The sequence below is a fragment of the Humibacter sp. genome, from assembly GCF_051954055.1.
Taxonomy (GTDB): Bacteria; Actinomycetota; Actinomycetes; order Actinomycetales; family Microbacteriaceae; genus Humibacter.
Window position 1 is genome coordinate 34,538 of the sequence record NZ_JBQCIE010000019.1, and the last position, 25,380, is coordinate 59,917.

25 protein-coding genes and 1 pseudogene are annotated in these 25,380 nt (G+C 68.5%); 15 read left to right on the top strand and 11 right to left on the bottom strand.

What is annotated here, in order from left to right:
• The first annotated feature begins 53 nt into the window (after nucleotides 1-53).
• On the top strand, nucleotides 54-977 hold the full coding sequence (locus tag ACTHNC_RS02210; protein ID WP_440292995.1) for an ABC transporter ATP-binding protein: 924 nt from the start codon (nucleotides 54-56) through the stop codon (nucleotides 975-977).
• Complete coding sequence (locus ACTHNC_RS02215) at nucleotides 961-1,677, top strand: ABC transporter ATP-binding protein (protein WP_440292960.1); 717 nt, start codon at nucleotides 961-963, stop codon at nucleotides 1,675-1,677. The genes ACTHNC_RS02210 and ACTHNC_RS02215 overlap by 17 nt, the downstream gene beginning before the upstream one ends.
• Here ACTHNC_RS02215 and ACTHNC_RS02220 read toward each other — a convergent pair.
• The 4 genes from ACTHNC_RS02220 to ACTHNC_RS02235 all read right to left on the bottom strand — a co-directional run bounded on the left by ACTHNC_RS02220 (nucleotide 1,659) and on the right by ACTHNC_RS02235 (nucleotide 5,593).
• Nucleotides 1,659-2,750, bottom strand: a complete 1,092-nt coding sequence (locus ACTHNC_RS02220) for an NAD-dependent epimerase/dehydratase family protein (RefSeq protein ID WP_440292961.1) — start codon at nucleotides 2,748-2,750, stop codon at nucleotides 1,659-1,661. The genes ACTHNC_RS02215 and ACTHNC_RS02220 overlap by 19 nt on opposite strands.
• Nucleotides 2,751-2,853: 103 nt before the next feature.
• Nucleotides 2,854-3,552 carry a DUF4232 domain-containing protein gene (locus ACTHNC_RS02225; protein ID WP_440292962.1) on the bottom strand — a complete coding sequence of 233 codons (699 nt, stop codon included), beginning with the start codon at nucleotides 3,550-3,552 and terminating at the stop codon, nucleotides 2,854-2,856.
• Between the two features lie 66 nt (nucleotides 3,553-3,618).
• Entirely contained in the window at nucleotides 3,619-4,248 is a 630-nt protein-coding gene (locus tag ACTHNC_RS02230) for a GNAT family N-acetyltransferase (RefSeq protein ID WP_440292963.1), read from the bottom strand.
• Nucleotides 4,249-4,297: 49 nt separating this feature from the next.
• The gene (locus ACTHNC_RS02235) at nucleotides 4,298-5,593 is read right to left on the bottom strand and encodes a glutamyl-tRNA reductase (protein WP_440292964.1); all 1,296 of its coding nucleotides are present in this window, start codon (nucleotides 5,591-5,593) and stop codon (nucleotides 4,298-4,300) included.
• 140 nt (nucleotides 5,594-5,733) lie between these two features.
• Here ACTHNC_RS02235 and hemE point away from each other — a divergent pair, with 140 nt between their 5' ends.
• The 5 genes from hemE (at nucleotide 5,734) to ACTHNC_RS02260 (ending at nucleotide 9,690) form a co-directional block, all read left to right on the top strand.
• Nucleotides 5,734-6,873, top strand: coding sequence for a uroporphyrinogen decarboxylase (hemE, locus tag ACTHNC_RS02240; RefSeq protein WP_440292996.1), 1,140 nt, complete (start codon nucleotides 5,734-5,736; stop codon nucleotides 6,871-6,873).
• Nucleotides 6,870-8,501, top strand: a complete 1,632-nt coding sequence (locus ACTHNC_RS02245; RefSeq protein WP_440292965.1) for a protoporphyrinogen/coproporphyrinogen oxidase — start codon at nucleotides 6,870-6,872, stop codon at nucleotides 8,499-8,501. Before hemE ends, ACTHNC_RS02245 begins: the two co-directional genes overlap by 4 nt.
• Before the next feature lie 64 nt (nucleotides 8,502-8,565).
• Nucleotides 8,566-8,946, top strand: a complete 381-nt coding sequence (locus tag ACTHNC_RS02250; protein ID WP_440292966.1) for a YtxH domain-containing protein — start codon at nucleotides 8,566-8,568, stop codon at nucleotides 8,944-8,946.
• Between the two features lie 56 nt (nucleotides 8,947-9,002).
• On the top strand, nucleotides 9,003-9,428 hold the full coding sequence (locus ACTHNC_RS02255; protein WP_440292967.1) for a phage holin family protein: 426 nt from the start codon (nucleotides 9,003-9,005) through the stop codon (nucleotides 9,426-9,428).
• A complete protein-coding gene (locus tag ACTHNC_RS02260) occupies nucleotides 9,418-9,690 on the top strand; it encodes a DUF3618 domain-containing protein (protein WP_440292968.1) in 273 nt (90 codons plus the stop codon). Before ACTHNC_RS02255 ends, ACTHNC_RS02260 begins: the two co-directional genes overlap by 11 nt.
• A 20-nt stretch (nucleotides 9,691-9,710) precedes the next feature.
• Here the strand turns inward: ACTHNC_RS02260 and hpaD are convergent, their stop codons facing one another.
• The 4 genes and pseudogenes from hpaD to ACTHNC_RS02280 form a co-directional block, all read right to left on the bottom strand.
• Nucleotides 9,711-10,871, bottom strand: a complete 1,161-nt coding sequence (gene hpaD, locus ACTHNC_RS02265; protein ID WP_440292969.1) for a 3,4-dihydroxyphenylacetate 2,3-dioxygenase — start codon at nucleotides 10,869-10,871, stop codon at nucleotides 9,711-9,713.
• Nucleotides 10,872-10,983: 112 nt separating this feature from the next.
• Nucleotides 10,984-12,501, bottom strand: coding sequence for a 5-carboxymethyl-2-hydroxymuconate semialdehyde dehydrogenase (gene hpaE, locus ACTHNC_RS02270; protein ID WP_440292970.1), 1,518 nt, complete (start codon nucleotides 12,499-12,501; stop codon nucleotides 10,984-10,986).
• The gene (locus tag ACTHNC_RS02275; protein ID WP_440292971.1) at nucleotides 12,498-13,229 is read right to left on the bottom strand and encodes a GntR family transcriptional regulator; all 732 of its coding nucleotides are present in this window, start codon (nucleotides 13,227-13,229) and stop codon (nucleotides 12,498-12,500) included. Before ACTHNC_RS02275 ends, hpaE begins: the two co-directional genes overlap by 4 nt.
• Before the next feature lie 32 nt (nucleotides 13,230-13,261).
• Nucleotides 13,262-14,080 (bottom strand): annotated as a pseudogene (locus tag ACTHNC_RS02280) (fumarylacetoacetate hydrolase family protein); the annotation flags it as partial.
• A 150-nt stretch (nucleotides 14,081-14,230) separates the two neighbouring features.
• Here ACTHNC_RS02280 and ACTHNC_RS02285 point away from each other — a divergent pair.
• A complete protein-coding gene (locus ACTHNC_RS02285; protein ID WP_440292972.1) occupies nucleotides 14,231-15,613 on the top strand; it encodes an MFS transporter in 1,383 nt (460 codons plus the stop codon).
• Between the two features lie 12 nt (nucleotides 15,614-15,625).
• Here ACTHNC_RS02285 and ACTHNC_RS02290 read toward each other — a convergent pair whose 3' ends face one another.
• Nucleotides 15,626-16,336 carry an IclR family transcriptional regulator gene (locus ACTHNC_RS02290; RefSeq protein WP_440292973.1) on the bottom strand — a complete coding sequence of 237 codons (711 nt, stop codon included), beginning with the start codon at nucleotides 16,334-16,336 and terminating at the stop codon, nucleotides 15,626-15,628.
• A gap of 190 nt (nucleotides 16,337-16,526) precedes the next feature.
• On the opposite strand from ACTHNC_RS02290, the gene ACTHNC_RS02295 reads away from it, so the two are divergent.
• Nucleotides 16,527-18,437 (top strand): FAD-binding monooxygenase, encoded by a 1,911-nt coding sequence (locus ACTHNC_RS02295; protein WP_440292974.1) that lies wholly within the window; start codon nucleotides 16,527-16,529, stop codon nucleotides 18,435-18,437.
• Nucleotides 18,438-18,531: 94 nt separating this feature from the next.
• Here ACTHNC_RS02295 and ACTHNC_RS02300 read toward each other — a convergent pair whose 3' ends face one another.
• On the bottom strand, nucleotides 18,532-20,163 hold the full coding sequence (locus ACTHNC_RS02300) for an HNH endonuclease signature motif containing protein (protein ID WP_440292975.1): 1,632 nt from the start codon (nucleotides 20,161-20,163) through the stop codon (nucleotides 18,532-18,534).
• A 129-nt stretch (nucleotides 20,164-20,292) separates the two neighbouring features.
• On the opposite strand from ACTHNC_RS02300, the gene ACTHNC_RS02305 reads away from it, so the two are divergent.
• A complete protein-coding gene (locus ACTHNC_RS02305) occupies nucleotides 20,293-20,727 on the top strand; it encodes a hypothetical protein (protein ID WP_440292976.1) in 435 nt (144 codons plus the stop codon).
• A 58-nt stretch (nucleotides 20,728-20,785) separates the two neighbouring features.
• Nucleotides 20,786-21,112, top strand: a complete 327-nt coding sequence (locus tag ACTHNC_RS02310) for a hypothetical protein (RefSeq protein ID WP_440292977.1) — start codon at nucleotides 20,786-20,788, stop codon at nucleotides 21,110-21,112.
• A 9-nt stretch (nucleotides 21,113-21,121) separates the two neighbouring features.
• On the opposite strand, the gene ACTHNC_RS02315 is transcribed toward ACTHNC_RS02310, so the two are convergent.
• Nucleotides 21,122-21,394: a hypothetical protein gene (locus tag ACTHNC_RS02315; protein WP_440292978.1), complete on the bottom strand. Its 273-nt coding sequence runs from the start codon at nucleotides 21,392-21,394 to the stop codon at nucleotides 21,122-21,124.
• A 270-nt stretch (nucleotides 21,395-21,664) separates the two neighbouring features.
• Here ACTHNC_RS02315 and hemQ point away from each other — a divergent pair, with 270 nt between their 5' ends.
• From hemQ to ACTHNC_RS02335, 4 genes are read left to right on the top strand one after another with little or no spacing between them, the layout of a single operon-like run.
• Entirely contained in the window at nucleotides 21,665-22,462 is a 798-nt protein-coding gene (hemQ, locus tag ACTHNC_RS02320) for a hydrogen peroxide-dependent heme synthase (protein ID WP_440292979.1), read from the top strand.
• Nucleotides 22,459-23,568, top strand: a complete 1,110-nt coding sequence (locus ACTHNC_RS02325) for a ferrochelatase (RefSeq protein ID WP_440292980.1) — start codon at nucleotides 22,459-22,461, stop codon at nucleotides 23,566-23,568. The genes hemQ and ACTHNC_RS02325 overlap by 4 nt, the downstream gene beginning before the upstream one ends.
• A complete protein-coding gene (gene hemC, locus ACTHNC_RS02330) occupies nucleotides 23,565-24,560 on the top strand; it encodes a hydroxymethylbilane synthase (RefSeq protein ID WP_440292981.1) in 996 nt (331 codons plus the stop codon). Before ACTHNC_RS02325 ends, hemC begins: the two co-directional genes overlap by 4 nt.
• Complete coding sequence (locus tag ACTHNC_RS02335) at nucleotides 24,557-25,363, top strand: uroporphyrinogen-III synthase (RefSeq protein WP_440292982.1); 807 nt, start codon at nucleotides 24,557-24,559, stop codon at nucleotides 25,361-25,363. Before hemC ends, ACTHNC_RS02335 begins: the two co-directional genes overlap by 4 nt.
• The last annotated feature ends 17 nt before the right edge of the window (nucleotides 25,364-25,380 follow it).

Genomic DNA, 25,380 nt, shown 5'->3' on the forward strand with positions numbered 1-25,380 from the left:
ACCTGGGCGCGCTGCCCGAGCCGGTGCCGAATGCGGGCCCGGAGGACGCCGATCTGACCGACGTCGGACCCGACCCATCGCCGGCGGCCGACGCCGACGTTCCCGACGAGGAGGAGAACGCGGCGACGCTCGCCGAAGCCGGCGTGGATGCGGAGCTCGCTGAGGCGGCGGCATCCGAGCGCGACATCGCCGTCGAGGTGGGCGAGAAGATCGTCGAGGTCAAGGCCGTGACCGTGAAGTTCGGCGGTCTGACGGCGCTCGACGACGTGACGTTCCACATCAACCGCGGCGAGATCCTCGGGCTCATCGGACCGAACGGCGCAGGCAAGACGACGGCGTTCAACGCGATGACCGGCGTCTACCGGCCCACGAGCGGCGACGTGCTCATGGAGGGCGCTTCGATCAAGGGCAAGAAGCAGCACAAGATCACCAGGGCCGGGCTCGCGCGCACCTTCCAGAACATCCGGCTGTTCGGCGAGATGACGGCGCTGGAGAACGTGGTCGTCGGCCTCGATGCCCGGCACCGCACGAGCGTGCCTGGCGCGCTGGTGCGCAGTCCGCGGCACTACCGCGAGGAGAAGTCATCCGTCGAGCGCGGTCTGGCGCTGCTCGAGTTCGTGGGCATCGCCGACTCCGCCGACACCCTGTCGCGCCACCTGCCGTACGGCAGCCAGCGACGACTGGAGATCGCGCGGGCGCTCGCGACGGACCCGAAGGTGCTCTGCCTGGACGAGCCGGCCGCCGGCTTCAACCCGGCGGAGAAGGAGCAGCTGATGGAGCTCATCCGCACCATCCGCGCCGACGGCTACACGGTTCTGCTCATCGAGCACGACATGAAACTGGTGATGGGAGTCTGCGACCGCATCGTGGTGCTGGAGTTCGGAAAGAAGATCGCGGACGGATCGCCCGCCGAGGTGCGCAACGACCCTCGCGTGATCTCCGCCTACCTGGGAGAGCCCGATGACGACGCTGCTTGAACTGAACGACGTCGTGGTCGGCTACGGCCGCATCGAGGCGCTGCACGGCCTGTCGTTCACCGTCGAGGAGGGCGAGATCGTCTCGCTCATCGGCGCGAACGGCGCAGGCAAGACCACGACCATGAAGGCCATCTCCGGTCTGCTGAACCTGACGAAGGGCTCGATCCGGTTCGACGGTCAGGACATCACGAAGACGAAGGCGCACATCCGGGTGGCGAACGGCATCTCGCAGTCACCGGAGGGCCGCGGGATCTTCCCGGGGATGACCGTGCTCGAGAACCTCGACATGGGCACGTATGCGCGCAAGGACCGCACGGGCGTCAAGGCCGACCTGGAACGCGTCTTCGCGCTCTTCCCCAGACTGGAGGAACGCAAGACGCAGGTGGGCGGCACCATGTCGGGCGGCGAGCAGCAGATGCTGGCGATCGGACGGGCGCTGATGGGCCGGCCACGCCTCCTGCTGCTGGACGAGCCGTCGATGGGACTTGCACCGCAGTTCATCAAGCAGATCTTCCGGATCATCACGGAGATCAACGAGCAGGGCACGACGATCCTGCTCGTCGAGCAGAACGCGAATCAGGCGCTCGCCCGCGCTCACCGCGCTTTCGTGCTGGAGACCGGAACGATCACGCACAGCGGAACGGGCAGGGAACTGCTGACGAACTCGGCGATCAAGGAGGCCTACCTGGGCGTCGCGTAGGTGCGGCCCGGGGCAGCGGGCAGCGCACTCAGGAACGCGTCCTCCGCGGCGTAGTCGAACCAGGCATCCGCTCGGTATCGGTTCACGAGGTGCGGGAAGAGGGTGCGCCACGAGACGCCGCGTCGCTTCCCGCCGTTCACGACATCCACGATCCACTCGATGTCGGTGCGCACCGACTCGCGATACGGCGCGGGCGGCTCGAAGCCCAACTCGTCCTTGGCGCGCTGCGTGCTCAGCACGATCGGCTTCGGGGTCGACCACGGAGTGCTTCCGACGCCGTGCGCGGGCGCACCGGGAACGGGGACCAGTTCGACGCGGTGCCCCATCGCGTCGAACACGGCCTCCGCGATGTCGGTGACGGTCACGTCGTCGTCCGCGACGTTGAGCACGCGTCTGCCGGGGGACTCCGCGCACAGCCGCGTGAGTTCGGCGATGGCAGAAGTGGAAGTCGGGCTGAACCGACTCGCCCCGTGGTGAGCGAGCACGGTGCGCTCGCGGTGGTCCCGCACGCGTTTCACGAAATACCACTCACGCAGCGCCTCGCTGAACGGGCCGTGCACGGCTCCTGGGCGAAGGATGCTCACCGGCAGCTCGGCGGCATCCAGCAGCGTTCGCTCCAGCTGCGCCTTCAGCAGGCCGTATGTCGGTGCACCGTCGGCCATGGTCGGCTGTGACTCATCGATCGGGCCGCCGTAGTCGGGAAACGCGCCCTCGGTGTTCGCCGTGTCGAGGCTGCGACCCTCGGAGTCGACGTACACACCGCCGGTGGAGATCACCACGACGGATCCGACCAGGCCGGCGAGCCCGGCGAGCTGCTCGGCGTGCTTCGGCTCGAACGCGACAGTGTCGAGCACGAGGTCGTGGCCGTCGGCGAGCGTCAGCAACGCCGCGGTGTCGTCACGATCGACGCGCACCGTCGTCACGTCGAGCTCGTTCAGCGAGGAGTCGCCCTCGTGCGCCCCGCGATGGCCGACCATGACCGACCAACCGTGCTCGGCGAGATGCCGTGCGGCCGCCGTTCCGATCTGCCCGGTTCCGCCGATGATGAACGCAGCCTTGCCACCGCCCGCCATACGTCCACGTTATGCCGCGGCGGCGCGCCGCTACGAGGGGTTTGCGTACGGCAGAACCGACGGATATGGGCTCGCCCCGGGACCGCGCAGCCGGTTCACGGCGTCACTGCGGGGCGACGGGCGAGACCACCGTGAGCAGGTGCACCTTGTCGTTCTGGCACGCGGTGAGGCTGGCATCCTTCACGAACACCGACTTCGTCGAGTGCGGCGGGTAGACGCGAAGCCCATCGGCGGCCAGCGGCTGGCACTCGCTCGAGTCGTAGTTGCCAGCCTGCACGATGCGCAGACTGGCGGCGACCGCCGATCCGGGCTGCAACGTGTTCTGCACGATCGGCTTGGACTGGTCCCAGTCGGCCGCGGCACCGAGCTGCGTGCCGTTGCCCTTGCCGACGAACGAGACACCGGGGAATCCGTGCAGCTCGCACGGCTTCGACGACTTGTTCGTGAAGACGATGGGAACGTAGTCGCTGCCGGCGGCACCGCTGAACGAGCCGAGCGTGACGGAGAGGTCGTTCACCGTGCACGTCGCGGCGGCTCCGGATGTCTGCGTCGGCGTCGGCGTGCTGCTCTGCGTCGGTGTCGGGCTCGAGGTCGTGACGGTGGGACTCGAGGTCGGCGTCACCTTGCCGCTCTGCGCGAAGACGAGCGAGGCGACGACCACGATCAGCACCACGACGACGACCGCCAGCACGATGATCGCGACGGTGCGCCCGCGGATGCCCCGGTTCGGCCCATCGGGACCACCGGAACCGCCGCCATCCGCGTCGCCGAACGGCTCGGGAAACCCCTGCTGATCGCTCATCCACCCATCGTGCACCGGATGCCGGTCACGACCCGGGCAGGCGCGCGCGAGTGTCCAGGTGCCGGATCAGGCGCTGACGGCCTGCGTTGCCGCGAACTCGCGGTCGAGAAGGCCGAAGATGGCGACGTCGCGCCACTCGCCGTCCACGTGGTCGCGGTCGCGCAGAAGCGCCTCGCGGGACATCCCGAGGATCTCGCACAGTCGCGCGGATGCCTCGTTCGCGGCGTCCAGCTCCGCGTACACGCGGTGAGCGCCCAGCTCGTCGAACGCCACCTTCAACAGCGCGGTGGCAGCCTCCGTCGCGAAACCGCGGCCGTGCACGGCCGGATGGAACACCCAGCCGATCTCTACCTGGGCATCCTTCGCGCTCTTCACGAAGAGGCTGACGTCGCCGATCACGCGGTGATCGTCCGAGTCGTCGGTCGCGCACAGCTCGACGGCGAAGATGAGTCCGTCGCCGTCGTGTGCGAGCCGATCGAGCGCGATGCGCTTCTCGAGGTTCTTCGCCGGCTCGTCGTGGTCGTGCACCTCCCAGCGCAGGTACCGCACGACGTCGGTGCGCTTCTGGTAGTTCGCGCTGCGGCTTTCCAGATCGCTCTTCGTCAGCGGGCGCAGCCGCAGGCGTTCCGTGGAGATCTCACGCGTCTCGAACGGCAGAGCCAGCAGGCCGGCGTCGGTCGTCGTCTCGGAAGTCATCTGGAGTTCGGTCCCCTCGTCGTCTATGACGGCATCCGTGTCGCTCGGATCAGGATGCCTGGCCCTCGTCAGCAACGATACGCAGGGTCGGTCGCGCTTCCGAATCGAGGCCGAAGACGGCGTTCACCCCGGCGATGAAGGCATCGGCGTCGCCCTCGCGCGACAGTTCCCGTGCTCGTGTGGACGGCGTGTGCAGCAGCACGCCGACGAGGTGACGCAGCGCCGCCTCGGTCTGCTCGGCCTGCTCAGGGGAGTCGCTGCGCCGCCTGGCGCGTTCGATCTCCTGCTCCAGGAGGCCGAAGACGTGCGTGCGCAGGGCGACCACGGCAGGCTCTGCCTCGCGCTCGTCGCCCTTGGCGGCGAACTCGGCTGCCGCGTCGCCGACGATGGTCCTGGCACGGTCGGTCGCGGTGAAGTCCTCGAGCGGAGCGTGCAGTCCGATCGTCTCCAGGTCGAGCAGCTCGGTGCCGGTCACCCAGGCGACGTCGCGGTCGACGTTGCGCGGCAGCCCGAGGTCGATCACGAGTCGGTGCACGACCGCATCCGGTCGGTGGCTCGCCTGTTCGACGAGTTCGCGGTCGAGCAGCACCGTCGGAGCGACGCTGCAGGTGACGACGAGGTCCGAGACCGCGACCGCCTCGACGAGTCCATCGCGCTCGACCGCCTCGATGTCGTGCTTCACCGCGAACGCATGAGCGCGTCCCGTGCGCGACCACACCCGGACATTCTCGACACCGCGGTCGCGGAGCGCCTTGAGCGTCGTGGCCGCATAGTTGCCGGTACCGACGAGCAGGATGTTCGCACTCGCCCAGTCCGCGATCCGGCTGGCCGCGAGTTCAAGCGCGAGCCGCACGATCGATCGGCCGGCGGAGCCGACCTTCGTGCCGTTCTTCACCTCACGGGAGACGCGAGAAGCGTTCTGGAACAGCCGCTCCAGTTCACTGGTGGCGCTGCCGTGTCTACGCGCCTTCTCGAGCGCGCGGCGCACCTGACCGGCGATCTCGCCCTCGCCGACGACGAGCGATTCGAGACCGCTCGCCACGGAGAAGAGGTGGTCGGCCACGGCGTGATCGCGGACGACGGCCGTGGATGCCCGCAGCTCGTCGGGCGCGACGCCCGTGGCGTCGCCGACGGTGACGAGAGCGAGGCGGGCGGCATCGGCGGCTGCGGCATCCGTCACGTCGAGGTAGGCCTCGAAACGGTTGCAGGTGGCCAGTACGACGGACCCCGCGAAGGCATCCGTGCGCGCTCGCAGTGCCGCGTCGACGTCACCCGCGTGCCGTTCGAGCCGCTCGAGCAATTCGAAGTCGGCCGTGCGATGGCTCGCGGTGAAGCAGAGAAGCACGCGTTCGATGGTACGCCGATGACGCTGTGTGTTTTGTGCAGCGAACGCAGGCGACGTCTGGCAAGGCGGCACGCTCAGCAGGCGGTGGGAGAATCGAGCGTGTGACGTCACCCGAACCGGCCACGCAGTCCGATCCGAGCATGGAGTCTTCGCAGGCGCTTGCGGCGGAGCATCCACTCGTCGCAGGGCTCACATCGAGGTCGCCGCTCATCACCGCCTACTCCGGCCGCCGCCCCGCCGTGCTGCCCGTGTGGTTCATGCGGCAGGCCGGCCGGTCGCTGCCGGAGTACCGCGAGCTGCGCATCGGGACGAGCATGCTGAACGCCTGCCTCGACCCCGCACTGGCCAGCGAGATCACGCTGCAGCCGGTGCGCAGGCACCGCGTGGACGCGGGGATCTTCTTCAGCGACATCGTCGTTCCGCTGAGGCTCGCCGGCGTGGACATCGACATCGTGCCGGGCAAGGGGCCGGTGCTCGGCGCTCCGGTGCGCACCGCTGCGGACATCGCGGCGCTGCCCGCGCTCGATCCGGCCGCGCTCGCTCCCGTCGCCGAGGGCGTGCGGCAGACGGTGAGCGGTCTTGCCGAGCTCGGCCACGTTCCGCTGATCGGCTTCGCCGGTGCACCGTTCACGCTCGCCGCGTACCTCGTCGAGGGCGGTCCGTCGAAGGACCACATCCGTGCTCGCACGCTCATGCACGCGGATCCGGATGCTTGGCACGCCCTGATGGCCTGGGCGGCCGACGTGACGGGCACCTTCCTGCGCGCCCAGGTGCTCGCCGGCGCCAGTGCAGCGCAGCTGTTCGACTCCTGGGCCGGCGCGCTCTCTCTGGAGGACTACACACGCCACGTCGCACCGGCATCCGCCAGGGCGCTGTCGCACGTGCGCGACCTCTCGTATCCAGACCCGGACGAGTCATCCGACCCGGTGACCGGCATGCCGCTCAGGCGCAACGTGCCGATCGTGCACTTCGGCGTCGGCACGAGCGAGCTGCTACGAGCGATGCACGACATCGGGACCGACGTCGTCGGCATCGACTACCGCGTGCCGCTCGACGAGGCGAGCAGGCGGCTGGGCAACATCGTTCCGCTGCAGGGCAACATCGATCCGGCCTACCTGGATGCCCCGTGGCCGGTCATCGAGGCGCACGTGCGTGACGTGGTCGACCGCGGCCGCAGCGCGCCGTCGCACGTGGTCAACCTCGGCCACGGCGTGCCCCCCAAGACCGACCCGGCCGTGCTGACCCGCATCGTCGAGCTGGTGCACGGGATGCCGGCATGAGCCCACGGAAGTCCGGCGCGCCGCAGGGCCGAGCGGATGATGCCCTCTCGGAGGAGCAGGCCCGCCGGGTGCGCGAGGCACTCGAGCACGCCATCACCGACGACCCGACCCGTGTGGTCGTGATCGGCGGAGGGGCAGCCGGTCTCGTCGCTGCGCGCGACATCGCGCGACCCGGCTTCGACGTCACCGTGCTGGAGGAGCGGCGAGAGCTCGGCGGGAGCGTCGTGCGGCACGCGGTCGCGGGCATCCAGCTGGATGCCGGTGCCGAGAGCTTCGCCACTCGCGGCGGTCACGTCGCCGAGCTGCTCGAGGAGCTGGGGCTCGCCGACCACGTGGTGACGCCGCTCGCCGCCGGCGCCTGGCTTCAGCTCCCGGGACGCGCCGTGCCGATGCCCAAAGCCGGACTGCTCGGCATCCCGAGTTCACCCCTGGCTACCGACGTGATCGCCGCGATCGGCTGGGGCGGAGCGTTCCGCGCGTACCTCGACCGTCTGATGCCCGTGCTCAAGATCGGCGAGGAGCGCAACCTCGGCACGCTCGTGCGGCGTCGCATGGGCGAGGCCGTGCTGCAGAACCTGGTCGCTCCGGTCACGACCGGCGTGTATGCGGCCTCGCCCGATGAGCTCGACGTGGCCGTCGCCGCGCCCGGGCTGAACAAGGCGATCACGCGCACCGGCTCGCTCTCCGGCGGCGTCTCCGTGCTGCGCGAGAACGCGAAGGCCGGCTCGGCCGTCGGCGGACTCGTCGGCGGCATGGCGAGACTCGTCGACGTGCTGGCAGCGGATGTCCGTGCTCGCGGCGCCGTGCTGCGCACCGGAGCCAAGGTGGTCGGGCTACGGCCAGGCGGTGCGTCGGCGGACGGCGACGACGTGGCGGCATCCGTCGACGCAGCGTTCGACGAGACGCCGGGTGGTGCGGAGCACGAAGGCGAACGGCCCCGGCGGCCGGGCCGGTGGCGCGTGCGGCTCGCCGGCGGCGAGACGCTCGACGCCGACGTCGTGCTGCTGGCGGTGCCTGCGGATGCTGCGCTCGGGCTTCTCGGTCAGGCATCCGACTCGCTGTCGTCGCTGGCCGGCCTCGACTGGCCCAAGGCGTCGACGGTCGACATCGTGACGCTCGTGGTCGACGACGCACGCCTCGACGCTGCTCCTCGCGGCACCGGGATGCTCGTGGCCGAGACCGTGCCGCAGAGTCAGGTGACGGCGAAGGCCTTGACACACGTCACAGCGAAGTGGCCGTGGGTCGCGCAACAGCTCCCCGCCGGTCGCCACGTGCTCAGGCTCTCGTACGGACGAGCGGGATCGCCCAGCCCGCTGGCCGGAATGGACGAGTCCGGCATCCGCTTGCGCGCTATCGCTGACGCGTCAACCCTCTTGAATATTCCGATAGCGGAATCTAATGTCGTCGGGTCGGATGCAGTGCGCTGGACGAACGCGCTTCCCGTTGCCGCGCAAGGGCAGCGAGAGCGTATCGACCGGGTGCGCAGCACGGTCGAAGGAGTGGACGGACTCGAGGTGACGGGCTCTTGGCTGACGGGAACCGGACTCGCCTCGGTCGTGCCGGATGCTCGCAAGGCCGCCGAACGCATCCGCGCACTACGCTGGAATACGCTGACCGGCAACGGCTGATCGGACGATCGGTCGATGTGAACATCGAGCGTCGCAAGACGAACACTGCAGGGGCGGGGGCACCATGAAAGGCAAGGTTCTCTTCGTCGTCGGGCTGGGAGTCGGGTACGTGCTCGGCACTCGCGCAGGACGGCAGAGGTACGAGCAGATCAAGTCCGCCTGGCTCAAGGTGTGGGACTCGCCGGCCGTGCAGAAACAGGTGCATTCCGTGCAGGACTACACCGCGGACCGCATCGGTGACCTCGGCACGGTCGTGACGGAGAACATCAAGAAGGCCGTCACGAAGTCGAACGGTTCTGCGTCCAAGTCGGATGAGTCGACCGCGTCCACGACGACGTCGGGTACGACCACCGGGTCCGCGACGAAGTCGGGCGCGACGACCGGCAGGTCGAGGCAGGGACGCACGAGGACCGGAGGCTCAGGATCGGGCGGGCGGGCATCCTGATGTCCGAGAGTGCTCGTTCGTCGGGTTCGGGATCGCCGAACGCCCAGTCGCCGAGCATGCGGCCTTCCACCATCGGGGACCGCGGACTGCGGGACAAGCGTTCGCTGATCCAATTGCTGCGCGATCTTCCCGGCCTCGTCGTCGCGCTGCTGAAGGCCGAGCTCGCACAGCTCAAGGCCGAGATGGTGCGCAAGGCCATCAGCCTCGGTATCGGCATCGGCATGTTCGTCGTCGCCGGCGCACTGCTGTTCTTCATGCTCGGTGTGCTCGTGGCAGCGGCGGTGCTCGGCATCGCGGTCGCTCTGCCCGCCTGGCTCGCGGCGCTCATCGTGGCGGCGGGCCTGCTGATCCTGGCCGGCATCTTCGGTTTGGTCGGCCTGCTCTCGCTACGACGTGGGATGCCGCCTGCGCCGACCGAGACGATCGAAAGCGTCAAGCGAGACGTCAATGCGGTGAGGGGGCTGGGCGACTATGACCACTGAGCCTGTGGAGTCGGGCACCGTCTCGCAAGGTGCCAGGCGTGACGCCGAGAAGGGCAAGGGCTCCAGCCCGGCGGCCGACGTTGCAGCTGCTCGCGCGGAACTCGCCGCGACTCTGGATGCCCTCCAAGACAAGCTGAACGTGCCCAAGCGCATCCGCATCGCGGCCGAGGAGAACCCGCTCGGCCTCGCGGCGGTGGGTGCGGCGCTCGCGGCCGCGGTCGCCGGCGGCGTCTGGCTCGCCGTGCGTTTCTTCCGCCGCTGATCCGTTCTCTCTCGAAGCCGCTACACCTGGTGGCCGAGCTTGTACTCGCCCTGCTTCCACTCCGGCATCGACTCCTCGCCCTCCCGGGTGTACGAGAAGCCGTCGGCGCCGATCGTGACGCTCATCTCGCTCGCCTCGGTGCGGGCGACCACCGGTTGCGGGTTGCCGTCGAGGTCGAGCACGAGTGAGGCATCCGTGTACCAGCTCGGCACGACGGGGTTGCCCCACCAGTCGCGACGCTGGTTGTCGTGCACGTCCCAGGTGACGACCGGGTTGTCCGGGTCTCCCGTGTAGTAGTCCTGCGTGTAGATCTCGACGCGGTGGCCGTCGGGGTCGCGCAGGTAGAGGTAGAATGCGTTCGAGACGCCGTGGCGTCCTGGGCCGCGCTCGATGGCATCCGACCGGCGCAGTGCGCCGAGCTTGTCGCAGATGGCGAGGATGTTGTGCTTCTCGTGAGTGGCGAACGCGACGTGGTGCATCCGCGGTCCGTCGCCGCCGGTCATGGCCGTGTCGTGCACGGTGGGCTTGCGGCGCATCCACGCCGCGTACACGGTGCCCTCCTCGTCCTGGATGTCTTCGGTCACCCGGAAGCCCAGGTCCTGCATGAACTTCACGGCGCGTGGCACGTCCGGCGTGACCTGGTTGAAGTGGTCCAGCCGAACGAGCGAGCCGGGCGTGTACAGGTCGTACCGCCAGGCGAGACGCTCCACGTGCTCGACGTCGTGGAAGAACTCGTACGGGAACCCGAGCGGGTCGGTGACCCGCACCGAGTCGCCGATGCCCTTCACGAAGCCGTCCTCGCGACGTTCGACGCGGCATCCGAGCTCCGTGTAGAACGCGACGGCCTTATCGAGGTCTTCCGGGGTGCGCACGCGGTACGAGAACGCGGCGACCGCGGGCACCTCGCCCTGCCGCAGCACGAGGTTGTGGTGGATGAACTCCTCGAGCGAGCGCAGGTAGACCGCGTCCTCGTCCTCCTCGGTGACAGTGAGGCCGAGAACGTCGACATAGAAGTCGCGTGAACGCTTCAGATCGCTCACCACGAGCTCCATATAGGCGCAACGCAGGATGTCCGGCGGGGACGCCAGAGGGGTCGGAGTGGGGTCCGCGCACTCGATCGGCGCCTCTTGGGAGACGTAGAAGCCCGACGAGGTGAGGGTCATGTCGTCGCGGTGGGTCATGGTCAGCGTCCTTGCGTGAATTCCCATCGTTCAAGTCGCAGTTTCTGTCGGTATTCGCCGACGGAAGCGACAAAAAGTGCGACCTGAAGAGTGGGGAGGTGGTGATGTGGTTTCAGTTCTTGCCGAAGGTGGGGTTCGGCGTCGGGCCGAGTGTGATGTGCACGGCCTGCTGGTCGGTGTAGAAGTCGATCGAGCGGTATCCGCCCTCGTGGCCGAGACCGGATGCCTTCACTCCGCCGAACGGCGTGCGCAGATCGCGCACGTTGTTGGAGTTGAGCCATACCATGCCGGCGTCGATCGCTTGCGAGAAGTTGTGGGCGCGCTTCAGGTCGTTCGTCCACACGTACGCCGCGAGACCGTACTTGACGCCGTTGGCGAGCTCGAGCGCTTCCTCGTCGGTGTCGAAGGGCGTGATCGCCACGACGGGACCGAAGATCTCCTCCTGGAAGATGCGGGCCGTCCGCGGAACATCCGCGAAGACCGTCGGCGCGACGAAGTTGCCGGTGGGAAAGCCATCCGGTCGCCCGCCGCCGGCAACGAGCCGGCCCTCCTCCTTGCCGAGCTCGACGTAGCTCATGACCTTCTCGTAGTGCTCCGGATGAACCAGTGCACCGACCTCCGTGGTCTTCTCGTGCGGGTAGCCGACGACCACGCGCTTCGCCTGCGCCGCGTAGCGCTCGAGGAACTCGTCGTAGATGTCGCGCTGCACGAGGATGCGCGAACCTGCGGTGCAGCGCTCGCCGTTCAGCGAGAAGACGCCGAAGATCGTGGCGTCGATGGCGGCATCGAGGTCGGCGTCGGCGAAAACGACGGCCGGGCTCTTGCCGCCCAGCTCCATCGAGAGTCCCTTGAGGAACGGGGCCGCGTTGCCGAAGATCAGTTGTCCGGTGCTGCTCTCGCCGGTGAACGAGATGAGCGGCACGTCAGGATGCTTGACCAACGCGTCGCCGGCATCCTCACCGAGTCCGTTCACCAGGTTGAACACGCCCTTGGGAAGGCCGGCTTCCTCGAAGATGCCCGCCCAGAGGGATGCCGACAGCGGCGTGAACTCCGCCGGCTTCAGCACCACGGTGTTGCCGGTGGCGAGAGCGGGGCCGAGCTTCCACGACTCGAGCATGAACGGCGTGTTCCACGGCGTGATGAGTCCCGCGACACCGATCGGCTTGCGGTTGACGTAGTTCATCTGGCGGCCGGGCACCTTGAACGCGTCGTCCGCCTGCGCCACGATCAGGTCGGCGAAGAAGCGGAAGTTCTCGGCCGCGCGGCGCGCCTGGCCGAGTGCCTGGGTGATCGGCAGACCGGTGTCGAACGTCTCGAGCTCGGCGAGGCGGGCATCCCGCGACTCGACGATGTCCGCGATGCGGTGCAGTACCCGCGAGCGCTCGCGGGGGAGCATCCTCGGCCACGGCCCCTCGGTGAACCCGCGACGAGCAGCGGCCACGGCTCGGTCGATGTCGGCCTTCTTGCCGGCGGCGGCGCGCACGTACGTCTCGTTCGTCACGGGGTCGAGCACGTCGAATGTGTCGCCGTCGGCCGAGTCGACGAACTGCCCGTCGATGTAGTGCTGGATGTGCTCGGGCAGGTCGGCGGGAACGCGCCGCTTCTCGAGCTCGGTGGTGGTGTCGGTCATGGTTCCTCCGGGGTGTGGAGTGGACTTGTTGGGGTCTCGGGGTGGCGAGCGGCCAGGAACGCGTCGAGGGTGCGCCAGCGGTGGCGGCGGGCGGCGAGCTCGATGTCGAGGGCGTCGGCCCCGTCGCGGATGAGCTGCACGATCTCCTCGTGCTCGGCGACCGAGTGGCGGGCGCGCTGCGGCACGAACGAGAACGTGGAGTCGCGAACGCCCCGCAGCCGTCCCCAGCCGCGGTGCACGAGGTCGAGGATGTGCGGATTCGGGCACGGCTCGAACAGAACGGAGTGGAACTGCTCGTTCAGGCGGGTGAACTCGTGCGGGTCGAGCTCGTCGAGCATCCGTCGCATCCGCTCGTTGATCTCCAGCGCGCGGTCGAGGTCGGCATCGGTGAGCAGCGGTGCGGAGAGAGCCGTGGCCGCGCCTTCGACGAGACCGAGCGTCTGCATCGCGTACGTGTATTCGGTCTCGTCGGCCAGCGCGACGCGCGCACCGACGTTGTGCTCGAAGGTGACGAAACCCTCGGCCTCCAGCCGCCGGATCGCCTCGCGCACGGGAACGACGCTCATTCCGAGGTCGTCGGCGATGGTGCCGAGCACGAGCCGGTAGCCGGGACTGTACCGGTGGTCGACGATCCGTTCGCGGATGTATGCGTACGCCCGTTCCGACTTGCTTCCGGCCGGCGACTTGGCGGCGTCCGTCGAACCGGTCGTCGCGAGCGCCTCGCTCATCGGTCGGCCTCCGTCGCCCCGTCAGCCGCGGCTGGTGCGATCGCGGGCTCGGCGTCCGCGAGGCCCGCAGCTTCCAGCGACCCCCACGCCTCGGCGCGCTGCGTGTCGTCGACCGCGGGGAGCGACCCCACCTCGGGATCGAAGCCGTCCGTACCCTGCACGACCGTCGTGACGAGGCGGCCGGACGACGGATGCTCCGCCGCGGCCGGGGCATCCACCTCTACCTCGACGACGTCGCCGGGCTGTACAACGGACGACCCGGCGGGCGTTCCGGTGAGGATGACGTCGCCCGCCTCGAGCGTGAAGTGCTGGGAGAGATCGGCGACGAACTGCGCCAGCGGGAAGATCAGACCCTCTGTCGTGTCGTCCTGGACGAGTTCCCCGTTCACCCACGTGCGCAGCCGCAGCGCCTCCGGGTCGATCGTGCGCGCGTCGATGAGCCGGGCGCCGATCGGCGTGAACCCGTCGCCGCCCTTGGAGCGCACGTTAGAGCCCTTGTCGTTCGCGCGCAGGTCGTACAGCCCGAAGTCGTTCGCCGCCGTGACCCAGCCGACGTACTGCCAGGCATCCGCGAGCGAGACGTTCCGAGCATCCTTGCCGATGACGAGGGCGATCTCGCCCTCGAACGCGAGCAGCTCGGTGCCGGCTGGACGCGTGATCTCGCCCCCGGATGCCTGCACGGAGCTGGACGGCTTGAAGAAGTAGGAGGGTGCGGCGGGCTTGCGGCCGCGTTGCTGGGCGCGCGATGCGTAGCTGAGGTGGACGGCGACGATCTTGCCAGGGCGTGAAGGGAGCGCGGCGAATCGCGGATCCGATGCAGTCGTGTTCGCGGCGGTGGTTTCGCTGGTCATGCCCTGCATTCTCCTTCTCCGTGCAGTCGAGTCGGGTGCGGCTCCGGCTGGCGCGAGCCTCATCGGTGCGTCATTGCATTGTATCTCAAATCGTATATGATCGGCGGAGCCCGGTAAACCCGCACCATTCATGACAAGGGAGTCAGTCGCATGAGCGCATCAGCCGCATCGGGGTTCACCCCGACGGGGACCATCGCCACCGCCGTCGACCGGCGGCGAGTGGTCGTCGCCACGGTCGTCGGCACCACCGTCGAGTGGTACGACTTCTTCATCTACGCGTTCGCGGCCGGGGTCGTGTTCGCGAACCTCTTCTTCGAGCCGATGGGGCCGGACTTCGCCCAGATCGTCTCGTTCTTCAGCGTCGGCGTGAGCTTCCTGTTCCGTCCGCTCGGGGCGTTCCTCGCCGGACACTTCGGCGACAAGATCGGCCGGCGCCCGATGCTGGTCATCACGCTCCTGCTGATGGGCGTCGCGACCACGCTCGTCGGACTGCTGCCCACCCACGCCGTGATCGGCGTGTGGGCACCCGCTCTGCTCATCCTGCTCCGCGTCATCCAGGGCATCTCGGCCGGCGGTGAGTGGGGCGGCGCCGTGCTGATGGCGGTCGAGCACGCGCCGAAGAAGAAGCGCGGCGTGTTCGGCGCATCCCCGCAGATCGGGGTGCCGATCGGGCTGCTTCTGGCATCCATCGTGCTGGCGCTCATGGCGCTGATCGCACCGGGCGAGGCGTTCCTGGTGTGGGGATGGCGCGTGCCGTTCCTGCTCTCGGTCGTGCTGATCGGCGTCGGGTACTGGGTGCGCCGTCGCGTCGACGAGAGCCCGGTGTTCCAGGAGATCGCCGAGCGCAAGGAGGAGACGCGGATGCCCATCGTGCAGCTCTTCCGCCGGCACCTGTTGGTCGTGATCATCGCTGCGCTCGTTTTCGCCGGCAACAACGCCGTCGGCTACATGACCACCGGCGGATACGTGCAGCACTACGCCACGGATCCGAAGGGCGCCATCCGCCTCGATCCCGGCCCGGTGTTCTGGGTCGTCGCAGTCTCCGGCGTCACCTGGCTGATCGCCACCTGGGTCGCTGGATGGCTGTCGGACAAGATCGGGCGCCGCAACACGTACATCGTGGGCTGGGTGCTGCAGCTGATCGGCGTGTTCCTGTTGTTCCCGCTCACCAATCTGGGCACCGCATGGTCGCTCTTCGTCGCCCTGGCGAGCCTCACCGTCGGACTCGGCCTCACGTATGGGCCGCAGGCCGCGATGTACGCGGAACTCTTCCCGGCCTCGATCCGGTTCTCCGGCGTCTCGATCTCCTACGCGATCGGCGCGATCGTGGGCGGAGCGTTCTCGCCGATGATCGCGCAGGCGATCTTCCAGTCCACGCACTCGACGACGGGGATCACGTGGTACCTGGCGGGAATGACCCTCGTCGGTCTCGCCGCGACGCTTCTGCTGCGCGATCGCACCGGCATCCCGCTGGGCCCGGAGCACGAGGCGGAGCAGAACGCGAGCCCGGTGTACGGCCTGTCGAAGGCGTAGGGGACTGCGCTTCTATTCGCCGAGGGCGTCGCGGATGGCGTCTGCCGCGTCGCGGAGTCGGCGAGCGATCCGCTCCGGCGCGGTCGACTCGCCGACGTAGACCACGGCGATGGCGGCCCGTCGGCGGCCGCGAAGCCGCAACGGGACCGAGACGGACTTCAGGGTCGGAATCACCTCGTCGTGGCTCGTGGCCCAGCCGCGCTCTCGCGCCTCCGCGACATCCTTGGCGACGCGGGCGGGGACTGCGGCCGGCCACTCGCTGTCGGGCATGATCGAGAGCAGTGCCTTGCCGGGCGCGCCGGCCCAGACCGGATGCCTCGCCCCGGGACGCTGCGCCACCGACGCCACGGCGTGCCTCGGCTCGACGCTGGCGAGAGTGACGCACTCCTCGTGGTCGAGCACGGCGAGAAAGCAGGTCATGCCGAGTTCGTCGGCCGCGGCGTTGAGCTCGGGAACGCTCGCCGCCTGCAGATCGGGAACCGTTGCCATCGCGAGCGCCGCGAGTCGCGCCCCCAATGCGTAGCGTCCGTCGGTCTCGCGCATGACGAGTCCGTGGTCGTCCAGCGTGCGCAGCAGCCGGTAGGCGATCGAGCGGTGCACGCCGAGCCGACGCGCGAGGTCGTCGACGGTGAGCGGCACTCGGGCGTCTGCGAGCTCCTCGAGGATGCGGATGCCGCGACTCAGTGTCTGCGACGCCGGCGCTGCGGTCGGGGTGTCGGCCATGTGGTCACTCCGTCCGCTCGGTGCCAGGGCTTCCGCCTCGCGACCCGCGACGGCCTTGCGTCGTCGCCTGGTTGCACCGCAGGGGCCCGAAATCTATGATGTGTTCAATAGTAGAACGCGCTGTTCGAATATAGAACATAACCGTTCTCGCCACAACCTCGACACCGATGTCCGAGGAAGGATCCACCTCATGCAGTTCCACCATCACGGATACGTCTCGGGCGACCCGACCGTTCTGCCGGCCGCGGGGACCGGGGTCGATCGACCAGCGGACATCCCGGACGAGGTCGACGTGCTCATCGTCGGCTCGGGCCCGGCGGGCATGCTGCTGGCGGCGCAGCTGGCGCAGTTCCCCGACGTGACGACGCGACTCATCGAGCAGCGTGCCGGGCGCCTCGTGCTGGGGCAGGCGGACGGAATCCAGCCACGCAGCGTCGAAACATTCCAGGCGTTCGGCTTCGCGGAACGGATCATCGCCGAGGCGTACAACATCGCCTACATGAACTTCTGGGGACCCGACCCCGAGAACCCGGCCAACATCATCCGCACGTCGCGGACAGAGGATTACGCCAAGCACATAGGCGAGTTCCCGCACCTGATCGTGAACCAGGCGCGAGTGCTCGACTACTTCGCCGAGGCCGCCGCGCACGGCCCAGGTCGGATCCTGCCGGACTACGGCGTCGAGTTCCTCGGGCTGACCGTGCACCCCAGCGGCGACTACCCGGTTGAGGTGCGCATCCGATACGTCGCGGGAGAGCGGGAGGGCGAGGAGCGCACGGTGCGCGCCAGGTACGTCGCGGGAGGCGACGGTGCGCGGAGCCGGGTGCGCGACGCGATCGGACGGAAGCATCTCGGTGAGTTCGCGCGGCACGCCTGGGGTGTGATGGATGTGACGGTCAACACCGACTTCCCGGACTGGCGCATCAAGTGCGCAATCAACGCCGAGGCGGGGAACATCCTGCACATCCCGCGCGAGGGCGGCTACCTCTGCCGCATGTACATCGACCTCGGTGAGGTCGCCGACGACGACAACCACAAGGTTCGGCAGACGCCGATCGAGGCGATCATCGCGAAGGCGAACGAGATTCTGCACCCGTACTCGATCGATGTGAAACAGGTCGCGTGGAGCAGCGTCTACGAGGTGGGGCATCGGGTCACCGACAAGTTCGACGACGTGCCGGAGGGATCGGATCGCACCCCGCGTGTCTTCCTTATGGGAGACGCCTGCCACACCCACAGCGCCAAGGCCGGCCAGGGCATGAACGTGTCGATGCAGGACGGCTTCAACTTGGGCTGGAAGCTCGGCAACGTCCTCTCGGGTCGTAGCCCGGAGTCGCTGCTTGCGACGTACTCCGCGGAGCGGCAGCCCGTCGCGCAGGAACTCATCGATTTCGACCGTGAGTGGTCGAGCCTCATGGCTCGCAGGCCGGAGGAGTTCGCCGACCCGCAAGAGCTCGCCGACTTCTATGTGCGCACCTCGGACTTCCCGTCCGGCTTTCTCACTCAGTACAAGCCGTCGATGATCACGGGGGAGGCGACGCACCAGGAGCTGGCGGTAGGGTTCCCGATCGGAAAGCGCTTCAAGTCCGCCGAGGTGGTGCGAGTGTGCGATGGCAACATCCAGCACCTCGGTCACCACGCGAAGGCCGACGGACGCTGGCGCATCTACGCGTTCGCGGATGGCGCTGCTGCTGGGGAGCCTTCGACTCTCGCGGACTGGGCGGAATGGCTGCAGTCCGGCTCAGGCTCGCCCCTTCGACGGTTCACCCCTTCGGACGGCGACATCGATGCCGTGTTCGATGTGAAGGTGATCTACCAGCAGAACTACGACGAGGTGGAGCTCGCGAAGGTGCCCGCGCTCTTCATGCCGCATACCGGTCCCTTCGGCCTCACCGACTGGGAGAAGGTGTACGCGGCAGGACCCGGAGAGGACATCTTCGAGTCACGGGAGCTCTCACGAGACGGTGTCGTTGTGGTGGTGCGTCCGGACCAGTACGTCGCGCACGTTCTTCCGCTGTCGGCGACCGACGAGTTGGCGGCCTTCTTCGAGGGTGTGATGTTGGAGGCGTCATCGGTGGTGCGGCAGGTGGTGGCGTCGTAGGTGGGCTGCCAGGCCGGGTCACGCCGCAGGGCTGGGTGTTGTCGCGCCGGGTCCCGCCGCACGTGCTTGCCCCCAGGGCGGTCGGCCGACTCGTTCACGCCTCGGCGAGGGCGCCTCTGCTGGGTGTTGTCGCGCGTTCACCTGGTGGTCGTTGTTTCGCGAGTCTTCGGTGGTACGCCCAGCCGGGTGACTTGGTGCGCAGCGGGATCGGAGTGCGTGACGGGTCGACGCTCTTCGGCGGCGTCAGGAAGTACTGGGCGCCGTCTCTGCTGATCTTCCAACCATTGTTGTGGAGCAGTAGGTGGTGGAAGCGGCAGAGGAGGACGCCGTCGGCGATGTCGGTTTTGCCGTGGTCGGCGTACCAGCCGTCATTGTGGTGGGCTTCGGTGGCCCAGGCGGGTCGGTCGCAGCCGGGCCAGACGCATCCGCCGTCGCGGCTGCGGAGCACGAGGCGCTGCCGGTTGGTGAACAGGCGGCTTTCGCGGCCGAGGTCGAGCACGTTCCCGGCCCGGTCGGTGTGGACGTCGATGGTGCCGCCGTCGCAGCGGTGCGTGTCGATGACGGAGAGCGGTACAGCGTCGACGCTTCCTTCGTAGTGTCCGATGCCGAACGCGACCCCACCGGGTGCGTCGTCGTCGCGGGTGACCATGACACGGACGGCGGGTCGGTGCGTGCGCAGCGTGGTCGAGGTGTCCACGGCGGCGCCGCTGCGCAGCACGTCCATCACCGTGTCGAGCGCCAACTGTTCGTTGCTGCGCGGATCGGCGGTGAGTTGATCCGACCAGCGGCGGTCGTCTTCGGAGACGAAGCGTGGACCGCCTCGCCGTGGACTCAATGCCAGGTCGAGCAGCTGTGTGACGAACACCCCGGACTCGTCGTCGAACACGGCGTGCGCGGTCAACTGGCCGTCCTGGTTACGGCGCATCGTCCAGGAACGGTTCTCGTACCGGCGTTGCCATCTTTCCTGCACGCCTGCCGGGTCGATCTCATCGCGCATGCGCCGCGCGAGACCGAACAGCTCGTCCACGTGAGCGCTCTTGGCCTCCTCGACGAGCTCGGCAGCGGCGGCCCGCATCGTCTCACTGTCGCAGGTCGCGCTGGGTTCTCCGAGTCCACGAGCGATCGCATCCCCGGCAGCAGGCGACAGCACCCCAGCACTCACTGCGGTGATGATCGGATGATTCCACGGCAACGGAGCCGGGTTCGAGGTGGAGCCGTCGCGACCGTCGCCGTCCGAGCCATCACGCTCCGCTGCGTCGGCCGCCGTCCCGGCATCCTCGACAGCAAGAGGGCCCTCCGGGCCCTCTCCCGTTCGCAGTGCTCGTTCGGCGGCATCCACTTCGCCCATGGCGCCGCCCAGCCGCACCTGCCTGGCCGCCTCTCCTCGGCTTGCGCCGGTCAGCGACTGCACGAAGCGCACCGCGTTCTGGTGCCCGTTGCGCTGTGCGAGCCCGGAGTGGCCCAGGGCTCTCTCGGACCTCTTCGCCGCCACACCGGCCGCCGCCGTCAGTACGGTGTCGAATTCCGCGCGAGCACGGGAGGCATCCGAGATCAGCCGAGCCAATACCTCATCAGCGAGCAGATCGATCGACTCGACCAGAGTGGGCTCTTCCGCACTCGCGCGTGATGAGCCGCGGTTCTCGCCCGCGGAATCGGCATTGTCGCACGTCAAGGCCGCACAGACACGAGAGGTCGTGTCCCTGAGCCGTTCGACGTTGGCGAGCATGCTCCCATTCTACGACAGATATTCGAACAAAACAACGAATGTGTCTTCGGGGTGTGAGCAAACAGCAGGCGGGAGGATTGGGGGGCGCACAGTGATCCTCTAAACCAAAAGCGAAGATAGGTTCGATAGATGGACGACGCTGGGCCGCTGACAAGCGCCGGGCTCTCCGTCCCCAATGAGTCGATCCGCGACGTCTGCACAAAACGCCGCCGCAGCGAGCATCGGCGGCATATCGGTCGTCAACATCGATGCATGCACGAAGCACTGCTCCAGAAGACATACGACGACGGCTTCGCCCGGCTTCCGTCGGTTGACCCGTCGCAACGCGAACGGGTGCTGCGCGAGCTTGAACGGTTGGCCCACGCCAGATCGGCGGACGGAGCCGAAAGCCCGATGCATCTCGAAGCCTTCGCCCGAATCGTGCCACTCCTCGAGGCGCTGCTGCCGACAGACCCGGACGGAATCCGCGCGCAGGACTTCGCGCAACTCGCGTACCTGGCCCAGTTCCCCCGGCGTGGCGCAACCGATAGCGCTGCAGCTCGCCTTCGGCCCGGCGGCCGGTGAGGCGAATCGACGAAAGATCATGCGTGTGTTCGACGCCGCACGGTCAAGGGGAGTAGCGATGGATGACTACGTCGCGAAGATGCGCGCTGACGGCGCGATCCCCCATGACGCGCTCGTGCGCCTGTTCCTCGGCGAGGAGCGGCGGCGGCCCTCGACGAACAGAGTTCGCCTCGGAATCGCCCTACTCCGAAGGACGGCCTCGATGGTTCCCGCCGAGTACCGTCCACCGCTCCTGTGTGCAGTCGGCTGGCTGCACTGGGCCCGCGGCCAACGCGCGGTGGCGCAGATCTACCTCGCCGAGGCGTCGCGCATCGAGCCGTCCGACATCCTCGCGTACAGCCTCATGGAGCACTTCGGTTCGAGGATGCCGTCATGGCTCGGCTAGCGAGCCCGATCAGGCGACGCGGCGCGCCCGGTTCTTCCAGGAGAGGATCAGTGCCTCGAGCTGCCCGTTCGGGAGGTCGCGGGGGTGGTGGGCGAGCTCATCCGCGAACTGCTGCTGCTCGACGTACGACAGGTTCTGCGCCCACGGGAACGCAGAGATCACCTTGGCGCGGGCATCCATGATCGGCTTCGCCTTGGCGCGGCTCGGGCGCTTACGACGAGGGGTCGTACTCGTGGAGGACTGCTCCGCGATACGGCTGGAGTTCTTCAACGATTCAGACATTTGTATCTATCAACACCACGAAGCGCAGTTTTATTCGGTTCATCCCAGTGATTTCGTCAGGTTTGTTCAGCATGCGTCCAAACGGGCGGTCGGCCAAGGGCTTGACGACGCGGCCACTGCTCCTCGTGCGCCCCCGCGTGTCCGCGCGTCCTCGTGCGCCCCCGCGTGTCCGCGCCTCCTCGCGTGTCCGCGCGTCCTCGCGCCCCCGGGCGCGGCACCAACAGGCCGTCGCTTTTGCTGCTCAGCGGGCAACGGGGGAGACTGGATGCCATGACACACCCGGCGGCCGCCGACTCGGCGTCCGATTCCCCCATTCACAACAGCAGCCCTGAAGCATCCGATCACCCAACGGATGCCGCCTCGAAGCCCGACCAGCGCGGGGCGCAGGCCGAGCAGCCCGACGGTTTCACGCTCTGGGCCGTGCTGAGGCGCGACCCGCTGCGCCCGTTCGATCTCGAAGAGCCGAACGTGGAGTGGGCGACGTCGGAACTCGAGTCCGCGGTGACCGAGGTCGAGGCCGGCGGCGTCACGGTGCGCGGCTTCTACGACGTCTCCGGCCTGAAGGCAGACGCCGACATCATGATCTGGCTGCATGGCGCGGTGGCGGAGCAGCTCCAGGCTGCGCTGCGCCGGCTCAAGCGGACGAAGCTGCTGAGCGACCTCCTCCCCACATGGAACGCGATGGGTGTGCACCGCGGAGCCGAGTTCAACAAGGCCCACGTGCCCGCGTTCCTCAAGGGCATCGAGCCGCGCCAGTGGCTGACGGTCTATCCGTTCGTACGCAGCTACGAGTGGTACCTTCTCCCCGACGCTGAGCGCAGTCGCATGCTGTCCGACCACGGCCGGAAGGGTGCGGCGTTCCGCTCGGTCCTGGCCAACACGGTCGCCGCTTTCGCCCTCGGTGACTATGAGTGGCTACTGCCGATGGAGTCAGACAATCTCGTCGATCTCGTCGATATGATGCGCGATCTCCGCGCGACGGATGCCCGCAGGCACGTACGTAAGGAGGTCCCCTTCTACACGGGTCGGCGCATTCCTGTGACAGACATCCCCGAGGTCTTGCAATGACGACATACGACGCGATCCTGCTCTCCAGCTTCGGCGGTCCAGAGGGTCAGGATGACGTCATCCCGTTCCTGCGCAACGTGACGCGAGGACGGGGCATCCCCGACGAACGGCTTGAAGAGGTTGCGCACCACTACCGCCACCACGGCGGGGTGAGCCCCATCAACGAGCAGAACCGTCAACTGAAGGCGGCTCTCGAGGCCGAACTCGCCCGTCGCGGTATCGACCTCCCCATCCACTGGGGCAACCGCAACTGGAAGCCGTACTTCACGGATGCCGTGCTCGAGGCCCACGAGGCGGGCCACGATCGCCTGCTCGCCCTGGTGACCAGCGCCTACACCTCGTACTCCGGGGTCGGGCAGTACCGCGAGGACTTTGAGCGGGCGCTCGCCGAGAACGGGCTGACCGGCACCATGTCCATCGACCGCGTACGGGAGTACTTCGACCACCCCGGCTTCGTCACGCCTCTTGTCGAGGGCGTCGAGGCGGCCGTCGCCGAGCTCACGGGAGGCAGCGCCGCGAGCACCGAAGCCGGCGCGGATGCCGTCGCACGCGAAGACATCCACCTTCTGTTCGTGACGCACTCCATCCCGTCCGCGGCGGCGGAGGCATCCGGCCCACAGTTCGGCAAGGGCGGCGCCTATGTGGCGCAGCACTGCGCCCTGGCACACGCCATCTCCGAGGTTGAGGCCCGCGATGCCGGCGAGGCGGTCGCAGACATCCCGTGGTCCCTCGTCTACCAGTCGCGCTCCGGCGACCCACGCACGCCGTGGCTGGAACCCGACATCAACGACGCCATCGCCGACCTCGCCGTCGACGGACACACGAGGGCCGTCGTGATCGTGCCGTTCGGATTCGTCAGCGACCACATGGAAGTGATGTGGGACCTCGACAACGAGGCGCTCACCACGGCGGCCGAGAACGGGCTGCGCGCCCTGCGTGTGCCGACGCCCGGCACACATCCGGCATTCGTCTCCGGACTGGTCGACCTCATCGAGGAGCGACTGAACGACGTGCCTTCCGACCAACGCCCGCACGTGACCGAGCTCGGTCCGTGGCCCGATCATGATCCGGTCGGTACTCGCAGAGAGAAGGTCGCAGCCCGATGACGGCCCTGCGGGTCGGCACACGTGGCAGCGCGCTGGCCCTTGCGCAGACGCGCCAGGTCGCCGACTCGCTGGCGAAGGCATCCGGCCTCAACGTCGAGCTGGTCACGATCACCACGCACGGCGACACCACCACCGAGTCGCTCTCGCAGCTCGGCGGCACGGGCGTGTTCACCTCCGCGCTGCGCGACGCGTTGCTGCGCGGAGAGATCGACGTGGCCGTGCACTCCCTGAAAGACCTGCCGACGGCAGAGCACCCGGACATCGTGCTCGCGGCCGTGCCGAAGCGGGCCGATGCCCGTGACGTGCTCTGCGCCCGCGACGGCCTTGTACTCGACACCCTGCCCGAGGGTGCGCGCGTCGGCACGGGATCCCCGCGCCGTATGGCACAGCTGAAGTCGGTGCGTGCAGACCTCGATGTGGTGGACATCCGCGGCAACATCGACACCCGCCTCGGCCGCGTCTTCGACGCCGTGGACGACGATCGCAGGCTCGACGCGATCGTGCTCGCCGCGGCCGGCCTCGGCCGCCTCGGACGGGCGGATGCCGCGACCCAGCATCTCGAGCTCTCCGACTGGCCCACCGCTCCGGGCCAGGGCGCGCTCGCCCTGGAGACGCGGCGCGAGAAGGATGCCTCCCCCGAGGGCCGCGCGCTGGCCAAGGCGCTCGACGCTGTGAACCACGCGACGACGCGGGCGAACGTCGCCGCGGAGCGTGGCGTACTGGCCGGTCTCGAGGCCGGATGCGCCGCTCCGCTCGGCACGACCGCGCTCGTCGAGGACGGCCTGCTGTTCCTCACCGCGACCGTCTACAAGCCGGACGGCAGCCAGCGGCTCACGTCGTCGCACGCGGCCAGCCTCGAGGGCAACGGGCACGCCGCCCTGCTGGAAGCGGCGAAGGATGCCTCGCAGCGCGTCGTCGACGAGCTCCTCGCCGCCGGTGCAGCCGAGCTGGCACCCCTGCACGGTGCGACACGGGACGGTGACGCCCGATGACCGCGGGCGCCACCGGTCCCATACCCACGCAAGGCCCGAAACCCCTTGCCGGCTGGCGCGTGCTCGTGCCGCGCGGAGGGCCTTGGGGGGACTCGGTCGCAGCAGACATCCGCTCGCACGGCGGAACGCCCGTCGTCGCACCGATGATTAACTTCGCCGCCACCTCCGACGAGGCGGCACTCGATCGTGCCCTGACCGCGCTCGCCGCCGGCGAGTTCGACTGGGTGACCGTCACCAGCGCGACGACGGTCGATGTGCTGTCGGCGCACCAGGCGCGCATCCCGCAGAACACACGCGTCGCCGCCGTCGGCGAGACGACGGCCGCCGCCCTGCTCGCCGCGGGATACCGGGCCGACTTCGTTCCGGCCGACGACAGCTCCGCCGCCGGCATGCTCGAGGAGTGGCCGGCCATGACCCGTGGTGTGATTCCGCTTCGGGTTCTCACGCTGCGCAGCGAGATCGCGAAGACGACGCTCACCGACGGTCTGACCGCCATGGGACACCAAGTGCAATCCGTGGTCGCGTATCGCACCGTCGGCATCCCGGTGTCCGAGCAGGTCGTCGCCGACGTCGCATCCGGTCGCATCACGGCCATCCTGGTCACCTCCGGCAGCGTCGCCGAGCAGGTGCAGCAGCAGCTCGGCCCCGTGCCGGAGGGCACCCTTGTCGCCGCGATCGGGCCGCGCACGGCCCGGGATGCCCGCGGGTTCGGTCTCCGAGTCGACGTCGTCGCGCCGGATCGCACCGCCGAGTCTCTCGTCGACGTGGTCGCTCAGTCCGCCGCGCGACGGGTGTCGTCGTGACGATCGCTCGAGCGCAG